Below are 21,301 nucleotides of genomic sequence, written 5' to 3'. Positions count from 1 at the left end.
GGGACAGCCTCGCACCCCAGCTGCTCGTGATGGGGGTCGCACGAGTCACCAACTGTGCACACCAGGGGCCAGGAGCCCCATCACCAGGGAGAGAAATTATGACCAAGCTTGTCGCAAGGATCCAGAGCCGCCTCGCCGTTGAGCGCGGTGCGACCGCCGTCGAGTACGGCCTCATGGTTGCGCTGATCGCAGCCGTCATCATCGCTGTCGTCACCCTGCTCGGCAGCAACGTGTCCAACACGTTCGCCAACGTCGCTACCGCCATCTGATTGGCGTCAAGGGGGTGCGAGGTCGGGGGACAGCCTCGCACCCCAGCTGCTCGTGATGGGGGTCGCACGAGTCACCAACTGTGCACACCAGGGGCCAGGAGCCCATCACCAAGGAAAAGAAATTGTGAACCAGCTTGCCGCAAGGATCCAGAGCCGCCTCGCCGTTGAGCGCGGCGCCACAGCCGTCGAGTACGGCCTCATGGTTGCGCTGATCGCAGCCGTCATCATCGCCGTCGTCACCCTGCTCGGCAGCAACGTGTCCAACACGTTCGCCAACGTCGCGACGCAGATCTGAGCGCCAGGCTGCCGTCCGGCTTGGGGTCGCTTGACGGCAGCACATCTACTTTTACCATGGGGAGGGACCGGACATGTCCAAAGCAGACCGCGGCGCAGCCGCCGTGGAACTAGCGATCGTACTTCCGGTTCTCTTCCTCGTCATCGCTGGGATCGTCGACTTCGGCCGCTACTTTTTCACGCAGATCCAAGTCACGAATGCGGCTCGCGAGGGAGCTAGGGCGGCTGTCGTGTCGCCGAACCCGGATGCGGCGGCCATGACGGCTATTACCGCACGCGCGCTGGCCGGCGCCGCTGGAGTCCCCGGGGTTGCCGCCACCGTCTTGACTTCCTGCCCGGCGGCGTCCCCTTCGAACGCAACCGTCCAGGTCACTGCGCGTTTCGACTGGATCATCATGAAGCCGGCCATGCAGATGGTCGGCGGGACGTGGGGACTCAACGGTCCGGTGACTGCGAACGGAGTCATGCAATGTGGAGGTTGAGGCTGCAGCGTCACCACGCCCGGAGTGTTCGGGAGCATGGTGCAGTCGCTGTCATCGTGAGCATCCTCGTGGCTACGGGTGTTGTCATGGGCACGCTGGCCATCAGCGTCGACGTAGGGCAGATCATGTCCGAGCGACGGCAGCTCCAAAACGGGGCGGACGCATCGGCGTATGCCTTGGCAAGTCTGTGCGCGAAGGGTAACGCTGCATGCAGCGCGGCTGGAGCTGCCGCTGCGCTCAAGCCCTTGGCGAACGCTAATGCCAAAGATGGGCTGAGCTCGATCGAGAGTGTCTGCATCAAGAACGTCACGGGCTCGGACCTGCCGCCATGCGACACATCCAGCGCGACTGATGCCAAAGACCTAGCCAAGTGCAATCCCATCCCATCCGCCTCCGCTGCGGTGAAGTACGTCGAGGTGAAGACGAGGACTCAAACGAGCGCGGGTAACACGGTGCTAACGCCGTTCGCTCGGGCGTTGGCGGGCGGCGGGTCGAGCGGAACCTCCGTTGTGTCGTGTGCCCGTGCGGGATGGGGTCCGGCGGGCAATACCGGAAACACTCTTCCGCTCGTGATGGGCTACTGCGATTGGGCGAACGCCACGGCCACAGGCACGAAGTATGCACCCAGCCCTCCGTATAGCCCGGCTCCCGGGACCAGCACCACAGACTTGCCGACCGCCATCAGCTCGGGAGGGTATCCCGTCGCAATCGTGGCTCACAGCAACGCTGACAACACGAGCGACACCTGCGGGAGGAATGCCAACGGCGGCTACTACCCCGGAGGATTCGGCTGGACTGCTGCCAGTGAACCTTGCCAGGCCACCTTCGACTCGACGGGGACAGTGTCAGGCGACACCGGGTCTCTGCCCAACGCCTGCAAGGACAACAACGACCTGAACAACTACCTGGGCAAGGAGACCGCCATCCCGATCGCGATCTCTGCGACGGGCTCCGGGTCATCGGCCACGTTCACCCTGAGCGGCATCGCCAAGTTCTTCGTCGCTGGCTTTGTGAAGGTGGCGGCGGCACAGCCGAATCAGTCGGCGGCTGTGTACAAAGAGCCCAACACGGTCTGCAGCGGGAAGTGCAACGGCTCCGTGACCTACTTCTGGGGATGGTTCACCTCCGGGCTCCTGCCGGTCAGCACAAATATCGATTCCGGTGGTCAATCGCTTGGAGCCAACAGCGTCGGCTACCTCGGCTGAGGCGGCGCACCACATGAACTTCGTACCTGGGGGGATCTCCTAATGAACCGTCGCATTCTCGCCATCGCGTTGGCGCTGGTCCTTGCAGTGACCGGCGGCGCGCTCGTCATCATGTACGCGCGCAACGCCGACGCCCGTGCCATCGCGGCCGAGTCGCCGGCGCAGGTGTGGGTGGCTCAGCAGCCCATCACCGCGGGTGCGACGCTCAAGGACGCGCAGCGCACCGGCCTGATCGCGCGGACCGTAGTGAGCTCCAAGGCCGTTCCCGTCGGTTCGCTGCAGGAGATCAACGCCGACAACAATGCGCTCGTCGCCACGACAGACATCGCGGCCGGCGAGTATCTTCTGGCAGCTCGTTTCGGCAATACTCCGGCAGGCACCAAAGCGATCGAGGTGCCCAGCGGCATGTTGGCCGTGTCCCTCCAGCTGTCCGACCCCGCTCGGGTCGGCAAGTTCGTGACCCCGGGCTCGCACATCGCCCTGTACCAGTCCTACAAGATCAAGGACCTCCGTAACACGCCTGAGGCAAAGATCCTGAACGACAACGATGTCCATGGCACAAGCCTCCTGCTGCCAGACGTCCTGGTGATTGGCATGGGTGACGCACCGCTCGCCGGGCAGGCTGCGACGCCACCCGCAGAAGGGCAGCCGGCCACTGCGTCGGGTGCCAGCGGTGGCTACCTCGTGACCGTCGCGGTCAAACCCACTGATGCGCCGCTCCTCATTCACGGAATCAACAACCGTCAGCTATACGGTGCCCTCCGCGGGTCGGACGTCAAGGTCGACACTTCGCTCGAGGTCACTGACCTCCAGCTCCGAGACGCGGTGAGCGGACAATGACAATCCTCTGGGACTTCGACCCTGCGGCAGTCGACACCTACCGCTTCGCCCTCGGCGGCGACGCGCTCCTGCTGAACAGTGCGCCACGAGTGAGCCGCGCCCTCGAGGAGGACCACAGCCAGCTGCTCGTGGTGATCGGACCGGACATCGACCTCGACGCTGCTTGCGAGCTTGCGGAGCGCGAACGCATCGACCGGCCCGAGCTCGGCGTCATCCTGCTACGCCACCGGTTGGACGTCACGGCTCTCGCGCAGGCCCTGCGCAGCGGGGTGCGCGAGGTCGTGCAGGCCGACGACCAGACGGCTCTTGCCGACGCGGTGCGCCGGTCGCTTGCCCTGACCCAGCAGCTCGGCGGCCACGGCACCACCGTGGGCAGCCAGGACGGGAAGATCGTCACCGTCTTCAGCGCCAAGGGCGGCGTCGGCAAGACGACCATGTCGACTAACCTCGCTGTCTACCTAGCTTCCACGGGTGCGAAGACGTTGCTCGTCGACCTCGACCTCATGTTCGGCGACGTCGCTATCAGCCTTCAGCTCCTGCCGCACGGCTCTCTGCGGGACGTCGTCGCGATGAGCGGCCACCTCGACGACCAGGGCGTGCAGTCTGTGGTGACCCGCCACGACGAGAGTGGTCTGGACGTGATTGCAGCACCTTCCGACCCGGCCGACGCCGATCGCGTGCCCTCGCACGTCATCATCGAGCTTCTGCGCGTCGCTCGCGGAAAGTACGACTACGTCATCGTCGACACGCCCCCGTCGTTCACCGAGCACGTCCTGGCAGCTTTCGACGTCAGTGACCTCACGGTCCTCATCGCGACTCTCGACATCCCGGCCGTCAAGAACCTGCGCATCGCCATCAACACCCTCGACACCCTCGGCGCCTCCAAGGACACACGCACAATCGTGCTCAACCGTGCTGACGCCAAGGTGGGCCTCAAGCCGGACGACGTGGAGGCGGCTCTCAAGGCGCCCATCTCGGCGAACGTTCCCAACAGCTTGACCGTCCCGGCGTCTGTGAACCGCGGTGTCGCCCTCGTCCTCGACGAACCCCGCAACTCGGTGTCCATGGCCATCCGTGACTTTGCAGACAACGAGATCCGACGGCGATTCGGCGAAGAGCTGCAGAACGGCGCCAAGCGCAACTTCAATCTTTTCGGGGCTAAGCGATGAGCAACCTCGCTGAGCGTCTGGAACAGGCCCGTCAGGGGCAACAGATCACCGAGCCAGCGCCCACCAATGGCGCTCAGGTCCGCATCGTCAATGGCGCGGAACCCAAGCGGCGCCGGGCTGTCGATCCCTTCGCAGGCGTCAAGGAGCGCGTGCACCAGGCTCTGGTCGCATCGCTCGGGCCGCGGCTCTACGACCCCAACCTCAGCGAGTCCGAGCTAGCCTCACAGGTACGCACGACGCTGCAGCAGGTCATCGACTCGGAGCAGACGCCTCTGTCGCACGCCGACCGGACCCGCATCGCCCAGGACGTCTCGGACGACATCCTGGGCCACGGGCCGCTCGAGCCTTACCTGCGTGACGCCGAAGTTTCCGAGATCATGGTCAACGGCTCCGAGGACATCTACATCGAACGCGGAGGCAAGATCTACCCCGTCGAGGCACGGTTCTCCGACGAGACGCACCTGCGCCGGACCATCGACAAGATCGTCGGTCGCGTCGGCCGTCGTGTCGACGAGTCGAGCCCCATGGTGGACGCCCGACTGCCCGACGGCTCCCGCGTCAACGCCGTCGTGCCGCCCATCGCTCTCGACGGCTCGATGCTCACCATCCGTAAGTTCTCGGCCGACCCGTTCACCGACAAGGACCTGATCTCCTTCGGCACTATGACTGAGAAGGTTCGTGACTTCCTCGACGCATGTGTGAAGGGTCGCCGCAACATCATCATCAGCGGCGGCACGGGCTCGGGGAAGACGACGACGCTCAACGTCATCAGCTCCTTCCTGCCTCACGACGAGCGCATCGTCACCATCGAGGACGCCGCCGAGCTCCAGCTGCAGCAGCAGCACGTGCTGCGGCTCGAGGCCCGCCCGGCCAACATCGAGGGCCGTGGACTGGTTTCGATCCGCGAGCTGGTGAAGAACTGCCTGCGTATGCGCCCCGACCGCATCATCGTCGGTGAGATCCGTGACGGTGCAGCGCTCGACATGCTCCAGGCCATGAACACCGGGCACGACGGCTCGATCACGACCGTCCACGCCAACACGCCCCGTGACAGCCTCTCCCGTCTCGAGACGATGGTCCTCATGGCCGGTGTCGACCTTCCCGTGCGCGCCATCCGGGAGCAGGTCGCCGGCGCCGTGGACCTCATCGTGCAGCAGTCACGCCTGAAGGACGGCTCTCGCCGCATCGTCGCCATCTCCGAGGTGGTCGGCATGGAGTCCGACGTCATCACGCTGCAGGACATCTTCACCTTCGACTACGGCGCCGGCCGTGACGAGAACGGCCGCTTCCTCGGCGGCCTGGTCCCAACCGGCATCCGCCCGAAGTTCACGTCCGACCTCGCCGATGTGGGTGTCGAGCTGCCCGTGCAGCTCTTCTCCCGGATGGCGCCGGCGAGATGACTCTCGTCCGCCGCCTCGTCACCGGCCTGGCAGCCCTTGCGGTCGGACTCGTCGGTGTGCCCAGCGGCGCTGTTGCTGCACCTGACGTCACTGTCGGCCTTAGCAACGTCAGAGGAACGACCAGCGGTTCCACTTCCATGTTGTCCGGAGCCATCACGCTGCGTAGCAAGGTCGACGTGCAGGTCGACCCCGCTTCGCTCAAGGTCAAGGTGGACGGCCAAGACTATCCGGTCACGGTGAAGCAGGCAGCGAAACTGGATCGTCGGGCGATCCTGGTCATCGACACCAGCGGATCGATGGGTGCCCAGGGCATGTCCACGGTTCGCAAGGCGTCCGCCACCTTCCTCAAGACAGTGCCGACCGACGTCAAGGTCGGCGTCGCCTCGTTCGCCAACACTGCCGGTGTCGATCTCGCCCCAACGCTCGACCGGGCTGCCGCACAACGGGTCATCAACGGTCTCGACTCGCGCGGAGACACCAGCTTGTATGCCGGCATGCAGAGTGCGGCAGCCGCCCTCAGCGGTGCCGGCGACCGCAGCATGGTGCTGTTGAGCGACGGCGCCGACACCATGGCCGGCAACAAGGCAAAGGCGCTTCAGGACGCGCTCGCCAAGCTCAAGGCGGGCGATATCCGCGTCGACGTGGTTCGCTTTAAGATCAACGACCCTGACGCCACCAGTGCCCTGCGGTCGTTCGCCGGTGTCAACGGCGGCAGCGTCGTCTCGGCTGATGACACGGCTGGCGTCTCTGCGGCCTTTGCCACGTCGGCACAGGCGCTCAGCCGGCAGGTGCAGTTCTCGACGAGCATCCCGAAGGCGCTCCAGGGCCAGCACACCTACGTAGTCACCGGCCGGGCGGGCGACACCGGCTTCGGCTTCCAGCGCCAGATCAGTTTCGGATCGGTAGCACCGGCGCCGTCGCCAGCAGCTCCCGCTGCGGCGCCTGGTCCAGCGCCCCAAGCAGCCCTAGCCGGTGTGGGCGTGGTGACGGTTCCGGACCGAACACCCCTCATCGCGGCTTCACTGCTGGGACTTGCCCTGCTGGTTGTGACGGGCACACTCCTGATGCCCACGCTCCAGACCAAGCGCGAGCGCCGGGTTGCAGCCATCGACGCATATGTCGTGGGAGACACTGTGGCCCTCTCGCGCCAAGAGATGAAGGCGGCACAGAGCACGATTACCGCACAGCTGCTCGACATGGGCGACCGCGTCATGAAGGACCGAAAGTCGACGAGCAAGACGATGGCCCTCATCGAGCGTGCCGACCTCCCCTTCCGTGCGGGTGAGTGGTTGGTTCTGCGCGTCGTTGCTGTGGTTGTGGGTGCCGCTGTGGGGATGTTGCTTGCGGGTGAAGCCAAGTTCGTGGGATTGGGCCTTGGGGCCGTCCTAGGCGTGGCGCTGATGCCTCTCGGCCTTCGCTTCGCGGCCAGCCGCCGCGCCCGTAAGTTCGAAGGCCAACTGCCGCAGATTCTGCTCCTCATCTCGACGAGCCTCCGCAGCGGTTTCGGGCTGCCGCAGGCTCTGGATGGCGTCGCTCGTGACTCCGCCGAGCCGGCCGGCAAGGAGTTCAGCCGAGCTCTGGCGGAAACGCGTATCGGCACAGACATCTCAGAGGCGTTGGAGCGTGTGGCCATCAGGATGACAAGCAAGTCGATGCACTGGGCAGTGATGGCGATCCGCATCCAGCGCGAGGTTGGTGGCAACCTCGCCGACACTCTTCGCACGACGGCCGGGACACTGCGCGAACGGGAATCGCTCCAGCGTCAGGTCGCGACGCTGTCCGCGGAGGGGCGTCTGTCCGCTTACATACTCATCGCAATGCCCATCTTCATCTTCTTCTACATGACGAGAGTCAACTACGAGTACGTCAGCCTGCTCTGGACCACGACCACAGGCCTCTTCATGAGTGTGTCCGGCGTCGTCGCCTTAGTCGTTGGCATCGTGTGGATGCGCAAAGTCGTGAAGATCGAGGTGTGACGTGACGATCAATCTCATTTATGCCGGGGCGGGCATGTTGGGCCTCGCTCTATTAATCGCCGCTTTAAGCGTGAGCGTCAGCGGCGGGGAGCCGCGGGGTGTGGCGAAGTCGCTCATGCTCATCGACCAGCACGTCGAGCGTCGCGATGTGGTCACGACGGAGCTGGCAGCGAGGGACAGGCTTCTGGCTCCTATCCTCGAGCGGACGAAGGGAATCGCAAGGGCCCTTTCGCCCGCTGGCGTAGACGACCGCTTCGCGCGGATGTTGGACCAAGCCGGGAACCCGCTGGCTTGGACGGTCGAGCGAATCCTAGGAGCGAAGGGCGCGGCGCTGCTCGTCGGTCTGGTGCTGGGTGCCTTCTATGGCCAGTTTGAGCTACCCAAAGCCTTGTTCTTTGCCTTGGTAGGCGGGGCCGCACTCTTCTTCCTTCCCGACCTGCTCATCAAGAACCTGGCTCAGCGACGGCAAGAACAGACGAGCAAGAGCCTTGCGGATGCTCTCGACATGCTAAGTGTGTGTGTGGAGGCCGGCCAGGGATTCGACGCTGCACTCCTCCAGGTCGCCCGCAATGTCGACGGACCCATCTCGGGCGAGTTCGCCCGTGTCATCTCCGAGATTCAGATCGGCAAGTCGCGTGGCGAGGCCTTCAGCGCCATGGGCGTGCGCGTGACGCTGCCCGAGGTGAAGAACTTCGTCACTGCCCTTGTGCAGGCCGACCGTCTCGGGTTACCCATCGCCGCCGTGCTACGTGAACAGACTGCGAACATGCGCCTCGTTCGCCGCCAGAAGGCGGAGGAGAAGGCGCAGAAGGTCACCATCAAGATCCTGTTCCCGCTGATGTTCTGCATCATGCCCGCCCTCTTCATCGTCATCATCGGCCCCGGTGGCATCCGGATGATGACGGCCTTCGGTGGCTGACCATAGAGTGATGGTCGCCACCCATTCCGCGGTGCGGATCAGAAGTGAGGCGCTCCGAGCCTCGCGCGTGGCGCGAGTCGGCTGGTTGCTGCCCCCATTCGTCCTCATGCTGTATGCCTTCAAGCCGCTCGGGCCTATCAAGGACCCCGACGCCTACTGGCATGTCGTCGCTGGGGACCACCTTCTGAAGACAGGGCAGTTCGTCCTAGCCGACCCGTTCGGGGCTGCCACGGAGAGGGTGTGGATCCTCAACCAGTGGCTTCCAGAGGTCGTTATGGACTGGTTTCACTCGGCGTACGGCCTGCCCGGTATGACATTCCTGCTGTGCGTGGCGTCCCTGCTCGTGGGGCTGAGCGTGTACGCAACGTGTCGACGTAGGGCTGAGTCACTGCCAACGGCATTGGTCCTCGTGCTCGTCTTTGTAGCCATCAGCGGCAGTTTGTCACCCCGCCCACAGCTCGCGACATTCGCCCTGACCGCGCTGACGGTGGGTGCATGGCTGCGCACTCGAGAGGACGGGCGCGCGCGATGGTGGCTGATTCCGGTGACGTGGCTGTGGGCCTGCAGCCACGGGATGTGGTTCATGGGTCCCGTTCTAGGGGGCGTGGCCCTAGTCGGCATGGTGCTCGAACGACGCGTCGCTCTGGGCTCGGCTGCTCGTCTGTCGCTCATCCCGGTGCTGTCCGTGGCCGCAGCTGCAGCAACCCCTGTCGGTCCGAGGCTCTTCCTCTCGCCCTTTCAAGTCGGCTCAGTGACGGCATACATCAGCGAGTGGCAGCGGCCGAGCCTCGGTGAGCCGGCCGTGTTGGCCGCGCTCGGACTCCTGGTCATCGTCGGAGTCTCATTGGGGCGCCTCAGCTCCGCAGAGTGGACAACTGTTCTGTTCGCCGTCGTCGGTCTGGGACTGACACTTACGTGGGCTCGCACGGTCGGCTTGGGGGCTATCATCGTCGCCCCAATGGCCGCCGGTGCCTTGCACAAGTGGACCAGTCAACCACTGTCGTCACCGTCCGCACGAGAGCGCGTCACCGTCGCAGCCCTCGGGATCCTAAGCGTAATTGCGGTAGGCGTGGCCGCACCTGCGGTCGCCGCATCGCCCGGAATCGGGCCCATCGATTTGGAGCGCCCTCTTTCCGCCTTGCCCCCCGGAACCGTCGTGTGCAACGACCAAGGCGACGGTGGCTGGCTGATGTTGCGACATCCGAACCTGCGACCCACGATGGACACCAGGGTCGAGCTCTACAGCGTCGAGCACATCAAGGCCTACCTCGGGTTCATGTCGGGCGCGCGCGGATGGGAGGACTACGCCAAGCGGGTCGGCTGCGCTTATGCCATTTTGCCGACGAATGCCGCGGTTGTTGCTCGGATGCGTGCCTCGGGCAACTGGGCACTAGCCGCCGCTTCTGAGGGTCACGTGCTCCTGCGTTCGTACCGATGAGCGCGATCCGTGGTCGGCGACCAAAGCGCCTTCCATGCTCGCCCACGGTGGCGGCGCTGGCTCTTCTCAACTGTTTAGAACTCGGAACTTGGGGTTCGTCTTCGGTGCGCCGTCGCGGCCCGCTTGACTCGTCGTGCGTCGCACGTCTTTCAATAGCGCTCCTTCTGGGAGTACTGGGAGGCACTTGCTTGGGACGCACGGGACGCGCCCCTGCGGGCATGGCGTCCGTCATGCCCGCGTGAGTCCATCGGCGTTCGGCGTTCCGCGCTCTGGATCTGCGGCGGTTAAGGCCGTCGAACGAAGCCGCGCTGGGGGGCTTAGCGTTCCGTCCCCAGAGCGGCGAGTCCCTTTCTCCCATTTCTCCCGGTGGCCAGCCGTAGTCCGGCACTATGTCTTCATGTCGGTGGGGAGCGCGTTCCGCTCAGTGGAAACCCTTATGCAACGAAGCTCCGCCACTGATTCCGTCCTACGGCGCCACTTGGCCATGGATATGGCGGTTCTGGCTGTGATCGCTACGGTCCTCGCCTGGGCGTCCTTCACGTGGCCACTGGTGTCGCTCGACGAGTCGGTGCTTCTCGTCTGGGCCGATCAGGTGAACGCCGGACTGGTCCCCCACCGCGACTTCTTCACGGTCTATGGCCCGGCACCCTCCTACACGTTGGCTGGACTCTTCTCGGTGTTCGGCAGCTCAGTGGCGGTCGAGCGTTCTTTGGGTTTGGCCTTACACCTCGCTATAGCGATAGGCTGCTACGGCATTGGCCGCTCTCGTGACCGCGTCACGGCTCTGATGGCAGGAGGTCTGAGCCTAATCTTTTTGGCTCAGCTCGGCACGGTCGCCTACGCCTGGTTGGGAGCCATAGCATGCCTGATCATTGCGCTGTCCCTGGCCGAGCGTCAAAGCCGCTCAAGCGCCTTTTGGACGGGACTGGTGGCTGGCCTTGGCACTTCGTTCCGCCCAGAGTTGCTCGTCGTCATCCCAGCCGTGCTCGCCCCTTATCTGTGGCGATCTCCCAAGTGGCGGTCCATGGCGGCCGGCCTTGCTTCAGGGCTAACCCCTCTTATCGCATTCTGCGCCTACGCGGGTAGGCGTGTGTGGCTGAATATTGGCCCCGGACGTGCAGGAGTCAACGGCTCTCTACGACTGCTCGACGACCCCGTCGGATCAGTGGCCCTTCTCGCCGGGGTGCTCGGCGTTACATCGGTGCTTATCTGGTTCGCCTGGAAGCGCAGAAGGCGCGTCTCTATAGCCCATGCCTTATTGGCTCTTGGCGTCCTGCCCCAGTCGCTGCAGCGAGTAGACCTGGAGCATGCCATCTTCACGTTGTGTGTCACCGCCCCCATGGTCATCATTGGCGCTGCGACGATGCGCCGACCTTCGGATTGGGCGAGGTGGCGCACTACGCTCATCGTGGGGATGGTCATATGGCTACTCGGTGGTATCGGATCCATAGTGCTGCAACCGACACCGGAGACCGTAAGAGTGCAGTTCGGCGACAGATCAGCGCTAATCGAGGTGGCCGAGTTACCCGACCTAATGGCCACGAGATCCGCCCTGCTAGGTCACGCGCCGGCCGGTGGGTCAGTGTTCATAGGCGCCACGGACATGAGCAGGGACTTTCTCACGCTTGCGCAGGTATACCACCTGGTGCCCGAGCTGCATGCAAGAGCCTACTTTCTCGATCTCACCGGTGGAGTGGCGGCGCGCGCCGGGTCGGGTCTGGTGGACGACCTGCATCATTCGGACGTCTTGCTTCTCACGCGTGTGCGGACAGCTCTCATGGAACGTATCTCGCCATATGCACGTCCTGGTTCCAAGGAGGCAAACGACGTGGTCGCAACCGAGTTCTGTCTTGTCGCAGAGACGGGGTGGGGAGAGATATACCAGCGGCTGCCTTGCAAGAGTCGTGAGATTATCCGACGGAAGACGGCCGAAATGCTCGGGTTATCTGGCAGTAGGGCGAAGGCCGCGACTCCTGCCCCATCTGAGCCTTCTGGAAGTCTCGGCCTATTGGGCAATTGACGCTGGTGGTTGGCGGAATTGCGAGAAGTAGGCTGGGCGCCCGAGTCGTTCATCGGTGCGACAGGTTGTGGTGGCGTGAACGCAATGCGGCTCTCGGATCTAGCGTTGCTCGCTGTCGTCCATCTGGCCCTTGCGCTAGGCGGGGGACTTGAAATGGACCCGTTCAAGCAAATGCACCCGACACTATTCAGGGGACTGCCGACGGTCTAGTTGACACCTGACCTGTGGCGACGGACGTCGCCGCTGGAAGGATGTTCACCATGCTGCAGCTCACCCCAAGGAGTTCCGCGACGACGTCGTGGCCGTCGCCCGACGCGGCGAGGCCCCGCTCGGACAGGTCGCCAAGGACTTCGGGATCTCCGAGTCCTGCCTGCGCAACTGGCTCAAGAGCGCCGACGTCGAGGACGGGATCCGACCCGGCACGACACGGCCGAACGTCTTGACCCAGTCGGCCAAGGTGCCCCGGGCGATCCCCAGGTCGTCGGCGATGCCTCTCAACGTGGCGCCCGGGGTGGACTCGTACAGATCAACGGCCTGCCAACGGAACTCATCGGTGTAGCTCTTCCTGGCCATGGACAGGATCCTCTCGCTTCCCCAGCACAATGCTGGATTCAGCGTGTCCAAGATCAGGGGTCAAGGCCCACACGTGCATGCTGAGGCGCTGATCAGGTCGTCTGCTCAGGCACGCACCAGCCCACGCCGAACTTCAAGTACAGCGATTCATCTTCGAGGACTTCAGTCGGGCAGGCCGGTCGCTAACGATCCTGAAGAACTAGACGGCTCAGTGCCCTGACCGCAAGGCCGGGCACCTGAGCTCGCTCCTTGGACTACCCTGCGTAGTTTCCCGCCAGGTCAGCGACGACGTCCGTAGCACCATTGGTGTTGAAGAACGTGACGGCTCCTCCTGCGCTGACCTTCACGATCACCATGTTGGCGACGGTCTGTCCTGCGACGAAGTTAAGGTTCGATGCAGTCGGTCGCGAGGCGTCGGACGGGTAGACCGTCAGCACTCCGCCGTTCGTCGGGCCGGTGACTGTGACGTTGAGGGCCACAGCCGTCGTGCCGAAAGGCAGCCCCGGGATCGTCAGCGTCTTGGAGCTACCGCCGGCGATCTTGCCCTTGGCGACGCCAAGACCAGAACGAGTGTCCATCACCCGCTTCGGGGTGATGCCGGCATACTCGCTTCCGCCCCCGAACGAGTAGTAGCCGGCCAGGTCGGCGACCACGTGACTTGTCCCGGTGGAGTTGTAGATGCTGACGCGGCCCCCGCTGTCCACCGCGACAGTGACGAGGTTCGGAACGGTCTGGCCCTTGACGAAATTGAGGTTCGACGCAGATGGGCGAGAGCTGCCGTAGGGGTACACGGACAGGAATCCGTTGGCGGTGGGTGCGGTTACCGTGACATTGAGCACGACGGCCTTCGTCCCAGACGGAATGTTCGGCACGGTGAGGCTGATCGTCTGGCCGGGCCCAACCGCGCCTGTGTGTCCGACGCCGGTGCGTGTGTCGAGCACTCGAACAGGCGTGACGGGTGAATAACCAGAGCCGAGATCGGGAGCGAAGTAGCCGGACAGGTCGGCAACGATGTCAGTGGTGCCAGCCGAGTTGTTGAGACTGATCCGCCCTCCTGCGCCAAGCCGAACCATCACCAGGTTGGGCACCGTCTTGCCGGCGGTGAAGTTCACACTAGAGGTGCTCGGCAGTGTCTCGCCAGAAGGCCAGACCCTGACGTAACCCGTGGCGGTCGTGTTGGTCGCAGTGACGTTGAGTACGACGGAGCTGACGCTCGCCGGCAGCCCAGGCACCGTGACATCTATGGTCTGGCCGGCGCCTACCTTGGCTTTGGAAGCCCCCAATCCCGTTCTGGTGTCGAGGAATCGCTGCGGGCTCAAAGGAGTGAAGGATCCACGGTTGTTGTCAACGGTGAAGGCCCGCCACTCGCTTGATCCGCTCTCGACGCCCGACACGTCGATGGCGACAACGCGCCACTCCCAGGCACCCGAAGGGATGACGGAGGTCGGAGCGTAGGTCTGGGCGTTGGTGTTGACCGACTCCACGACGGAACTGCCGCCAGCGGGGCGGCGCTCGAAGCGGTAGCTGACGGCGCCGGGTGCGGCGCCCCATGCCATCAGCGGGCCGTACCCGTTGACGCGTGCTCTGGCGGCGGGGTTTGTCAACGCCGGTGGCGCCCCGAGCGAGAAGAAGCGTCCCGTGGCAGACCACTGTCCGGGGCGGTCGTCAGCATCGAGCCGGGCGACCCGCCAGACGTATGCCGACGCGCTGGCAGGCAGGGGCACCGAGTGCGCGTATGCCGTCTGCTTCGTCGTAACGCCGATGATGCGGTTCGACGGGGACCAGTTCGTGTCGTCGTTCTTGTAAACCTCGAGTTGGTATCCGCCGGCGTAGTCGCTCGGCGCCCACACGAAGGGCGAGGTGCCGCTGGTGCACGAGGCTGTGATCGTCGGAGTGGGGCAGGCGCTGGAGATCGAACCGACGGCGCCCTTTGGCGTGGTGATGGCGGCCGCAGGGCTTGACTTGGTGACCTGCCAGGTCTGTGACCACTGGAGACCATTGCCCGCGGCGTCGATTGCCTGCACGCGCCAGGAGAGCGTGCCCTCCGGGTACGTACGGTCCCAAGAGGTGTATGTCGTCTGGTCGAGATACTGGTCGTCCAACAGGTTGGCGAAGCTGCTCGTCGTGGCCACCTGCAGGTGGTAGCGCTGGCCAGCCTGGCTGCTCATCTCGCTCGTCGGACCCCAGGTGTTCTTGAGGTTTGTGGCGAGGTAGTCCTCCCAGTTGAAGGTCACGGCGTTGCTGACAGTCCCGCCGTTCGCGGGCGTCAGCTGGCTGACGCGAGGTGACAGCTTGCTGAACGCGTTCGTCGCTGCGTTCAGAGTCGAGACCGGGTCAGGGGAGCAGACCCCATCTGACTTGCAGGGACGGATGAACCAGTAGTAAGCCGTGCCTGCCTGACTATCGGGAAGAGCGCTCGGACCAAGGTCACTCGTGGGTGTCCACCGGGTTCCCGTTGTGCGAGGCGGATTCGTGTAGACCAGGTTCGTCAGCTCACGATCGCGCGCGATGTAGACCATGTAGTAGGAAGCGTCGGCAACCGGGGCCCAGTCGAGCACCGGCGTCGTCGGGACGTTGTCGCAAACGCGAGGAAGTGTCGGCGAGTCGAGGGAGTAGGAGCAGGCGGGCGGGGTGTCGAGGCGCTTGCCACCCAGGGCGATCTGCCGGCTTCCCGTCGCCTGGAGATCGGCGATCGTAAAGCTCCCTACTGTGCCACTGCCCAGCGACACGTTGGCGCTGGTGAAGGCCTCGACCTGGTAGTCATAGCGATTCGGCGTCAACAGGCCCTTGCCGGTGTCAGTCGCCGCCGCATACGGGTACTGGGTGCCGAGGATCGGCGAGTATGAGCTGTCGAAGAAGAAGCCGCTGCCACTGATGCCGATGCGGACGCGGTAGTACGACGCGCTCGTCACAGGCGTCCAGGTCAGGGAAGGAAAGCGGGTGGTGGGGCCACCGATGTAAGTAGCGTCCGGCGAGGTGCTGCCACCGTTCGACGTCGTGACGTTGAACGTCCAGTTGCCGTACTTGGGCGAGACGGAGCCGTTGAGGTTGATGGTCTGGACCGTCCACCCGTAGGGACCCCTGGTCGGGTCGAGAGTGAAGTTGGGAGTCCAGCTCAGAGAGTAGGTCTCCACGGTCGTCACGGGCGATCCGAGCTTGTCGACGATGCTGACGCGGTACCTCTCCGTGTTGCGTGCGGCCTGCCACTGAAGCGTCGGCACGGCCACGGTCGTGGCACCGTTGGCAGGGCTCACTCGCAGCACCTCGCCCGAGGAGTAGACGACGCGATAGATGTCCGAGTAGATGCCCTGTACACCCGCAGGGTCATCCCACGCGCGGACGCGCCAGTAAGTTACTGCGCCCTGGGCAGGCATGCACGGATCGGAAACGTAGCCGGCCGCGTACGTCGTTTGGGGCGTGTAGCAGCTCCTGAACGTGTTCGGCGTGAAGTTCGGGTCGGGCCCAACGTCGAGCTGGTAGCGACTGGCGTGATCGATCGCGCCCCACTGGTAGTAGAAGTCGTCCGACACCGTGGGGGAGAGAGCGTTCGGCGGATAGACGAGGCTCGGCTTGTCTAGCCAGTTCCGCTGAAAGGTGTGAGGCGCCACCCAGACCCAGTCGATGGTTTCGTTGAGGTTGTTCCGCGCCCGGACCCGCCAGTAGTACTGGTCGTTGAGGTAGGTCGTCGGCGGGCTGTAGCGGGTGCCCTTGAGGTTCGCCCTGCCGTCGATGATCGTGTTGAAGTCCTGGTCGGTGCTGACCTGCAACTCGTAGGTCTTGGCGCCCTTGACGGGTTGCCATTCGAAGTTGACGTCCTCTACCGCGGCGTTCTCGGCTGGCGCGACCGTTTGCACCTGCGCGAGAGCACCGATGGTGAACTGCCAGGGGGTCGAGAAGGCCGTGTAGAGGCCGTTGGCGAGCTGGGCACGCACCTTCCAGTAGTACCGACCGTTCGCCGCAGGGTCTGGCACGAGGAGCGAGGGAACCCTGGTGTTGTACTGCGCAGCGCCGATGAAATCCCCGTCCGGGTCGACCTGCACCTCGTAGTTCGTGGCACCTTGCACCCCGGTCCACGAGAGGAGCGGCGGGTTCGTGGGCTGCTGAAGCGGTCCGGTGCCGTTTGGGTCGTTGGGTGGGCCGAGTGGCGTAGGCGCCAAGGTTGCGGTGACATTGATCGTCGTGGTCGACCAGGCGCTTTGACCCGAGGATGCGTTGGCGCGTACCCGCCAGTAGACGGTGCCGTCCGGGAGCAGGGAGGTAGGGACAACTTTCCGGTTCGTCGTGGTGCTGGTGAAGAGCGTTGAGCTGAAGGCTGACGTAGGTGAGACCTGCACGTCATAGCTAGTCGCGTCGGCGACGCGGTTCCAGCCCAGAACTGGCGAGGGCGAGGCGGACGAACCGCCCGCGGGCGTAAGGCCATTCGGTGCGCTGACCGCACTTGCCGTCCCTGACATGGCCGTCAGACCTGCAGCCGCAACAACGACCGCCAAGGTCGCTCGAACGACCCACACACCCCTGTCGCGCACCGTTTTTACGGACATGCGTATCCTCCCCTGCCTCACTGGTCCGCCGTCAGGCTAAGAGCCCCAGCCGATCCATGTTGGCGATTCGCGCATTTCGGGTAGATGGCCGGGTTGCAGTGGCAGCCCGACCTCATCCCCTGTCGTAGCGTTCCGATGGTGTTGGGGCCCGCGGCCGAGCCACGACCGGGCACAGGTCACGGCCCCGAGCTCAGTAGCGCAGATGGCGGAGGTAGCGCTCGAGCCCCTCGAGGAACCGGTGGTGGTGCTCGACATGGCGAGGTCGTCCGAGGCGCGCTTGTGGATGCCTTCGTCGTCGAACTCGAGGATCGTCACGCCGGGCAGGCTGGCGGCCGCCGGCGAGTGCGCGGCGATGAGCACCTGAACGGCCAGCTGCCTCACGAGCTGGATGAGCGCCCTGACTAGGGCCAGTTGCGCGTTGAACGACAGCCTAACCTCCGGCTCATCCATGACGCAGAAGCCCTCACCTGTGAAGCGGTTGCTGTTCAGGATTGCGAGGAACGACTCGCCGTGGCTCAGCCCGTGGAAGCGCGTCTAGGGCCGCCGACGGATCGTACTCGAGGTGGGGGAAGAGGCAGTTCATCGTCTCGGTCCGCACGAAGTAGCCTGCGCCAGAGGCGACGCCGTTGGCTGGGTGGTGTGGAGCGCTCTGTCGAGCCGCCGTCTGGAGAGGGATCGTATGCCGGCCACTGACCGTCGGTCAGGGTCGCGTCCCCGGACCGCGACAGGTGGCACACCGGCATCCCTGCGGTCCAGCGTCCTGCCATGAGCCGACCTAACGAGAGGGGCGCGTGACGCGGGGGTGCAGCGGACGGCATACCCAAGCAGGAATGGTCTGGACCCGTCTGGACGTGCCGACGCAGTGTGGCGGTAGCGTTGGGGACGGGGACGGCTCAGCGTCAAGGAGTTCGGCGATGGAGGTCGAGGACACCCGGGGGGAGAGCTACGCCGAACGGTTGCGCCTCAAGCAGACCGTCTGGTGGAAGAGGATCCTGCCCGTCCAGCTGCCCTACCGCCTCAACATCCGCTCGCAGCACCTCGGTCGGGCTCTCGACATCGGCTGCGGCATCGGCCGCAACATGGCCGCGCTGAGCCTCGACTCCATCGGCGTCGACCACAACCCCCAGTCGGTCGCGCTCGCGCGGCAGGCGGGCATGCGGGCCATGACCGTCGACGAGTTCTTGAGCAGCGACGAGGCCCGACCGGCCTCCTTCGACGGCTTCCTCCTCGCGCACGTCCTCGAGCACATGGACGAGGACGCCGGGCGCGAGCTGCTGCGCTCCTACCTGCCCTTCCTGCGGCCGGGAGGCTCGGTTTTCATCGTGTGCCCGCAGGAGGTCGGCTACCGCAGCGACCCCACGCACGTGCGCTTCGTGACCTGCGAGGACATCGAGCAGGTATGCCGTGAGGTCGGCCTGGTGCCGCAGCGCTCCTTCAGCTTCCCCTTCCCGCGTCCCGTCGGGAAGCTCTTCATCTACAACGAGTTCTGCGTCAAGGCCGCTCTGCCCGCCGAGCCCGCCTGAGCCGCCGCAGTCGGCGGGCTGTCGCGCTACGACCGTGGGCGCTTGGGACGGCCGTCGCCGCGGGGCGCGCCCCGACCGTGGTCGAGCGTCAGCTCGATGAGCTGGCCGGAGATGCGCGTCGACCGGAGCCGCTCCTGCGTGCCCGGCGGCAGCGAGGCCGGCAGCTCGACGAGGGAGTGGTCGGCGCGGATGTCGATGTGCCCGAAGTCCTGCCGCCCCAGGCCGCCCTCGTTCGCGAGCGCGCCGACGATCTGGCGTGGCTCGACCTTGTGGCGGCGTCCGACGGCGATCCGGTAGGTCGCCATCGGGCCGGAGGAGCCGCGTCGCGGTCCACGGTCGCCGCGATCGTTACGGTCCGACCGTCCACCGCGGTCGTCGCGCCGGTCACGGGGTCCGCGGTCGTCGAACGTCCTTGCGGGACGGACCGCCTCGGGGTCGAGCAGCATCGGCTCGTCGCCCTGGAGGACGACGGCCAAGGCTGCAGCCACATCGGCCTCGGGCACGTCGTACTCGTTGACGTAGTGCCCGATGACGTCCCGGAAGGCGTCGATCCTCTCGGTCGCCGTCAGCGCCTGGGTGATCGCGTCGTCGAAGCGGGTCAGGCGGGTGGCGTTGATGTCCTCGACGCTGGGCATGCTCATCGGGACGAGGGACTGGCGCGTCGCCTTCTCGATCGCCTTGAGCAGGTGGCGCTCTCGGGGCGTGACGAACGAGATCGCGTCGCCGCTGCGGCCGGCTCGTCCGGTGCGGCCGATGCGGTGGACGTAGGACTCGGTGTCAGTCGGGATGTCGTAGTTGACGACGTGGCTGATGCGCTCGACGTCGAGCCCGCGGGCAGCGACATCGGTGGCGACGAGGATGTCGAGCTTGCCCGACTTCAGCTGGTCGACGGTGCGCTCGCGCTGGTTCTGGGCGATGTCGCCGTTGATCGCCATCGCCGAGAAGCCTCGCGCGCGGAGCTTCTCCGCGAGCGTCTCGGTCTCGTTCTTCGTGCGGACGAAGACGATCATCCCCTCGAAGTTCTCGACCTCCAGGATCCGCGTCAGGGCGTCGACCTTCTGCGGGTAGCTCACCGTCAGATAGCGCTGGGTGATGTTCGGGGCCGTCGACGTCGTCGACTTGACGGTGATCTCGACGGGGTCGTGGAGGTACTTCTTCGAGATGCGCCGGATCTGCGCCGGCATCGTCGCCGAGAACAGCGCGACGTGCTTGTCCTCCGGGGTGTCCGCGAGGATCGTCTCGACGTCCTCGGCGAAACCCATCTTCAGCATTTCGTCGGCCTCGTCGAGCACGAGGAAGCGCAGCTCGCTGAGGTCGAGCGTCCCCTTCTCGAGGTGGTCCATGATGCGCCCCGGCGTCCCGACGACGATGTGCACGCCGCGGCGCAGCGCGCTCAGCTGGACGCCGTACGCCTGCCCGCCGTAGACGGGCAGCACGTGCACGCCCTTGAGGTGGGCGGCATACCGCTCGAACGCCTCGCACACCTGCAGCGCCAGCTCACGCGTCGGCGCGAGCACCAGCGCCTGCGGCTTCTTCTGCTTGAGGTCGAGCTGGCTGAGGATCGGCAGTGCGAAGGCCGCCGTCTTGCCGGTGCCGGTCTGGGCAAGGCCGACGACGTGCCGGCCCTCGAGCAGCGCCGGGATCGTCGCGGCCTGGATGGGGGAGGGGTGCTCGTAGCCGACGTCGCGTAGCGCTTTGAGCACCTTCTCGTCGAGGCCCAGGTCGGCGAAGCTGGTCTCCGTCGTGGGGGCGTCGTTCTCGGGGGTCTCGGGCTCGGCGGTCTGCTCACTCACCCCTCGACGGTAGTGCGTCGGAAGGATGCGTGACACACCCGCCCGACCGACGTCGGGCGCTGACGGGGATCAGGCCGGCAGCGGGAAGACGTCGGTGATGGTGCACTTGCCGCCGCCGCCGGTGATCGGGGGGGTCGCGCGGGCCCCGCTGCAGAAGGTCGTGGCCTGGGTGCCGGGCAGTGGCGTGCAGTCGCAGCCGTACCGGACATAGGTTATGCACACCTCCGCGTTCGAACTGGCGCCGCTCGCCCCGCCGTCCGTGTAGAGCAGGACGCGCTGGGTGGCCGAGCCGCTCGGGGTGCAGAACTGGTGGTTCGCCGGGGCGCTGCCACACGACGAGCACGTGCACGCTTCGCTCCGCACGGAGAGGGCGTACTTCGGCTCGACGATCCCGTTCACGGTGACACTGGTGACCACCGTGACGGTGTTGGTCGGCTGGCCGGTGCTGTTGGCGATCAGCTCGAAGACGTAGCCCTTGTAGGCGTCCGAGGAGCCGCCGGGCAGCTTGCACGCCGACCCCGAGAAGGAGAGGGCGCCCGTCGAGGCGGCGACCAGCGGAGCCGGCGCGGCGACGACCACAGCCGGCATCGCCCAGGCCGCCCCCTTGACCACGCTCCGACGGCTGAGGCCGTCCGTCACGTGCGTGTCGATGTTCGACATGCGTCCTCCGGATGTGTTGCCACTGTGGCGTGGGGGCACATGTGGCCGGTCTGGCGCACATGTTCTCTCTGTGGGGTTTTATCACCTCACGACCACGTCTGGGCGGTAAATGACGCACGGAAGTGCCACGGCGCACGTCAGGCAGGGCGTCCGCGCGTGGTGCCATGGGGCGGCGGGGGCCGGCGGGAAGCCGACAGGG

The 21,301-nt window shown here is 65.4% G+C and carries 16 protein-coding genes and 2 pseudogenes; 13 read left to right on the top strand and 5 right to left on the bottom strand.

What is annotated here, in order from left to right:
• Window positions 1-98: 98 nt before the first annotated feature.
• From AC3WRT_RS18955 to AC3WRT_RS18900, 12 genes and pseudogenes are all read left to right on the top strand, one after another.
• Window positions 99-269, top strand: coding sequence for a Flp family type IVb pilin (locus AC3WRT_RS18955; RefSeq protein ID WP_492724691.1), 171 nt, complete (start codon window positions 99-101; stop codon window positions 267-269).
• A 124-nt stretch (window positions 270-393) separates the two neighbouring features.
• Window positions 394-564: a Flp family type IVb pilin gene (locus AC3WRT_RS18950; protein WP_492724689.1), complete on the top strand. Its 171-nt coding sequence runs from the start codon at window positions 394-396 to the stop codon at window positions 562-564.
• A 73-nt stretch (window positions 565-637) separates the two neighbouring features.
• Window positions 638-1,045: a TadE/TadG family type IV pilus assembly protein gene (locus AC3WRT_RS18945; RefSeq protein WP_492724687.1), complete on the top strand. Its 408-nt coding sequence runs from the start codon at window positions 638-640 to the stop codon at window positions 1,043-1,045.
• Window positions 1,033-2,250: a pilus assembly protein TadG-related protein gene (locus tag AC3WRT_RS18940; RefSeq protein WP_492724685.1), complete on the top strand. Its 1,218-nt coding sequence runs from the start codon at window positions 1,033-1,035 to the stop codon at window positions 2,248-2,250. The genes AC3WRT_RS18945 and AC3WRT_RS18940 overlap by 13 nt, the downstream gene beginning before the upstream one ends.
• A 42-nt stretch (window positions 2,251-2,292) precedes the next feature.
• Window positions 2,293-3,090: a Flp pilus assembly protein CpaB gene (gene cpaB / locus AC3WRT_RS18935; RefSeq protein ID WP_492724683.1), complete on the top strand. Its 798-nt coding sequence runs from the start codon at window positions 2,293-2,295 to the stop codon at window positions 3,088-3,090.
• Window positions 3,087-4,259: a CpaE/TadZ family protein gene (locus AC3WRT_RS18930; RefSeq protein WP_492724681.1), complete on the top strand. Its 1,173-nt coding sequence runs from the start codon at window positions 3,087-3,089 to the stop codon at window positions 4,257-4,259. The genes cpaB and AC3WRT_RS18930 overlap by 4 nt, the downstream gene beginning before the upstream one ends.
• The gene (locus AC3WRT_RS18925) at window positions 4,256-5,659 is read left to right on the top strand and encodes a TadA family conjugal transfer-associated ATPase (protein ID WP_492724679.1); all 1,404 of its coding nucleotides are present in this window, start codon (window positions 4,256-4,258) and stop codon (window positions 5,657-5,659) included. The genes AC3WRT_RS18930 and AC3WRT_RS18925 overlap by 4 nt, the downstream gene beginning before the upstream one ends.
• Window positions 5,656-7,635 carry a type II secretion system F family protein gene (locus tag AC3WRT_RS18920; protein ID WP_492724677.1) on the top strand — a complete coding sequence of 660 codons (1,980 nt, stop codon included), beginning with the start codon at window positions 5,656-5,658 and terminating at the stop codon, window positions 7,633-7,635. The genes AC3WRT_RS18925 and AC3WRT_RS18920 overlap by 4 nt, the downstream gene beginning before the upstream one ends.
• Before the next feature lies 1 nt (window position 7,636).
• Entirely contained in the window at window positions 7,637-8,554 is a 918-nt protein-coding gene (locus tag AC3WRT_RS18915) for a type II secretion system F family protein (protein ID WP_492724675.1), read from the top strand.
• 106 nt (window positions 8,555-8,660) lie between these two features.
• Window positions 8,661-9,992, top strand: a complete 1,332-nt coding sequence (locus tag AC3WRT_RS18910; RefSeq protein ID WP_492724673.1) for a hypothetical protein — start codon at window positions 8,661-8,663, stop codon at window positions 9,990-9,992.
• A 550-nt stretch (window positions 9,993-10,542) separates the two neighbouring features.
• Complete coding sequence (locus tag AC3WRT_RS18905) at window positions 10,543-12,012, top strand: glycosyltransferase family protein (RefSeq protein ID WP_492724671.1); 1,470 nt, start codon at window positions 10,543-10,545, stop codon at window positions 12,010-12,012.
• 217 nt (window positions 12,013-12,229) lie between these two features.
• A pseudogene (locus AC3WRT_RS18900) lies at window positions 12,230-12,421 on the top strand (transposase); the annotation flags it as partial.
• 35 nt (window positions 12,422-12,456) lie between these two features.
• Here the strand turns inward: AC3WRT_RS18900 and AC3WRT_RS18895 are convergent.
• From AC3WRT_RS18895 to AC3WRT_RS18885, 3 genes and pseudogenes are all read right to left on the bottom strand, one after another.
• Window positions 12,457-12,585, bottom strand: a pseudogene (locus AC3WRT_RS18895) (transposase); the annotation flags it as partial.
• Window positions 12,586-12,839: 254 nt separating this feature from the next.
• Window positions 12,840-17,126 carry a hypothetical protein gene (locus AC3WRT_RS18890; RefSeq protein ID WP_492724669.1) on the bottom strand — a complete coding sequence of 1,429 codons (4,287 nt, stop codon included), beginning with the start codon at window positions 17,124-17,126 and terminating at the stop codon, window positions 12,840-12,842.
• A 36-nt stretch (window positions 17,127-17,162) separates the two neighbouring features.
• The gene (locus AC3WRT_RS18885; RefSeq protein WP_492724667.1) at window positions 17,163-17,576 is read right to left on the bottom strand and encodes a hypothetical protein; all 414 of its coding nucleotides are present in this window, start codon (window positions 17,574-17,576) and stop codon (window positions 17,163-17,165) included.
• Window positions 17,577-18,040: 464 nt separating this feature from the next.
• Here AC3WRT_RS18885 and AC3WRT_RS18880 point away from each other — a divergent pair, with 464 nt between their 5' ends.
• The gene (locus tag AC3WRT_RS18880; protein WP_492724665.1) at window positions 18,041-18,649 is read left to right on the top strand and encodes a class I SAM-dependent methyltransferase; all 609 of its coding nucleotides are present in this window, start codon (window positions 18,041-18,043) and stop codon (window positions 18,647-18,649) included.
• Window positions 18,650-18,675: 26 nt separating this feature from the next.
• Here the strand turns inward: AC3WRT_RS18880 and AC3WRT_RS18875 are convergent, their stop codons facing one another.
• Window positions 18,676-20,442: a DEAD/DEAH box helicase gene (locus AC3WRT_RS18875; protein WP_492724663.1), complete on the bottom strand. Its 1,767-nt coding sequence runs from the start codon at window positions 20,440-20,442 to the stop codon at window positions 18,676-18,678.
• Window positions 20,443-20,511: 69 nt separating this feature from the next.
• Window positions 20,512-21,102 (bottom strand): hypothetical protein, encoded by a 591-nt coding sequence (locus AC3WRT_RS18870; RefSeq protein WP_492724661.1) that lies wholly within the window; start codon window positions 21,100-21,102, stop codon window positions 20,512-20,514.
• Between the last annotated feature and the right edge of the window lie 199 nt (window positions 21,103-21,301).

This window comes from Terrabacter sp. FW104-15G4B (assembly GCF_058790095.1).
This window is presented reverse-complemented; position numbering and strand designations above follow the sequence as displayed.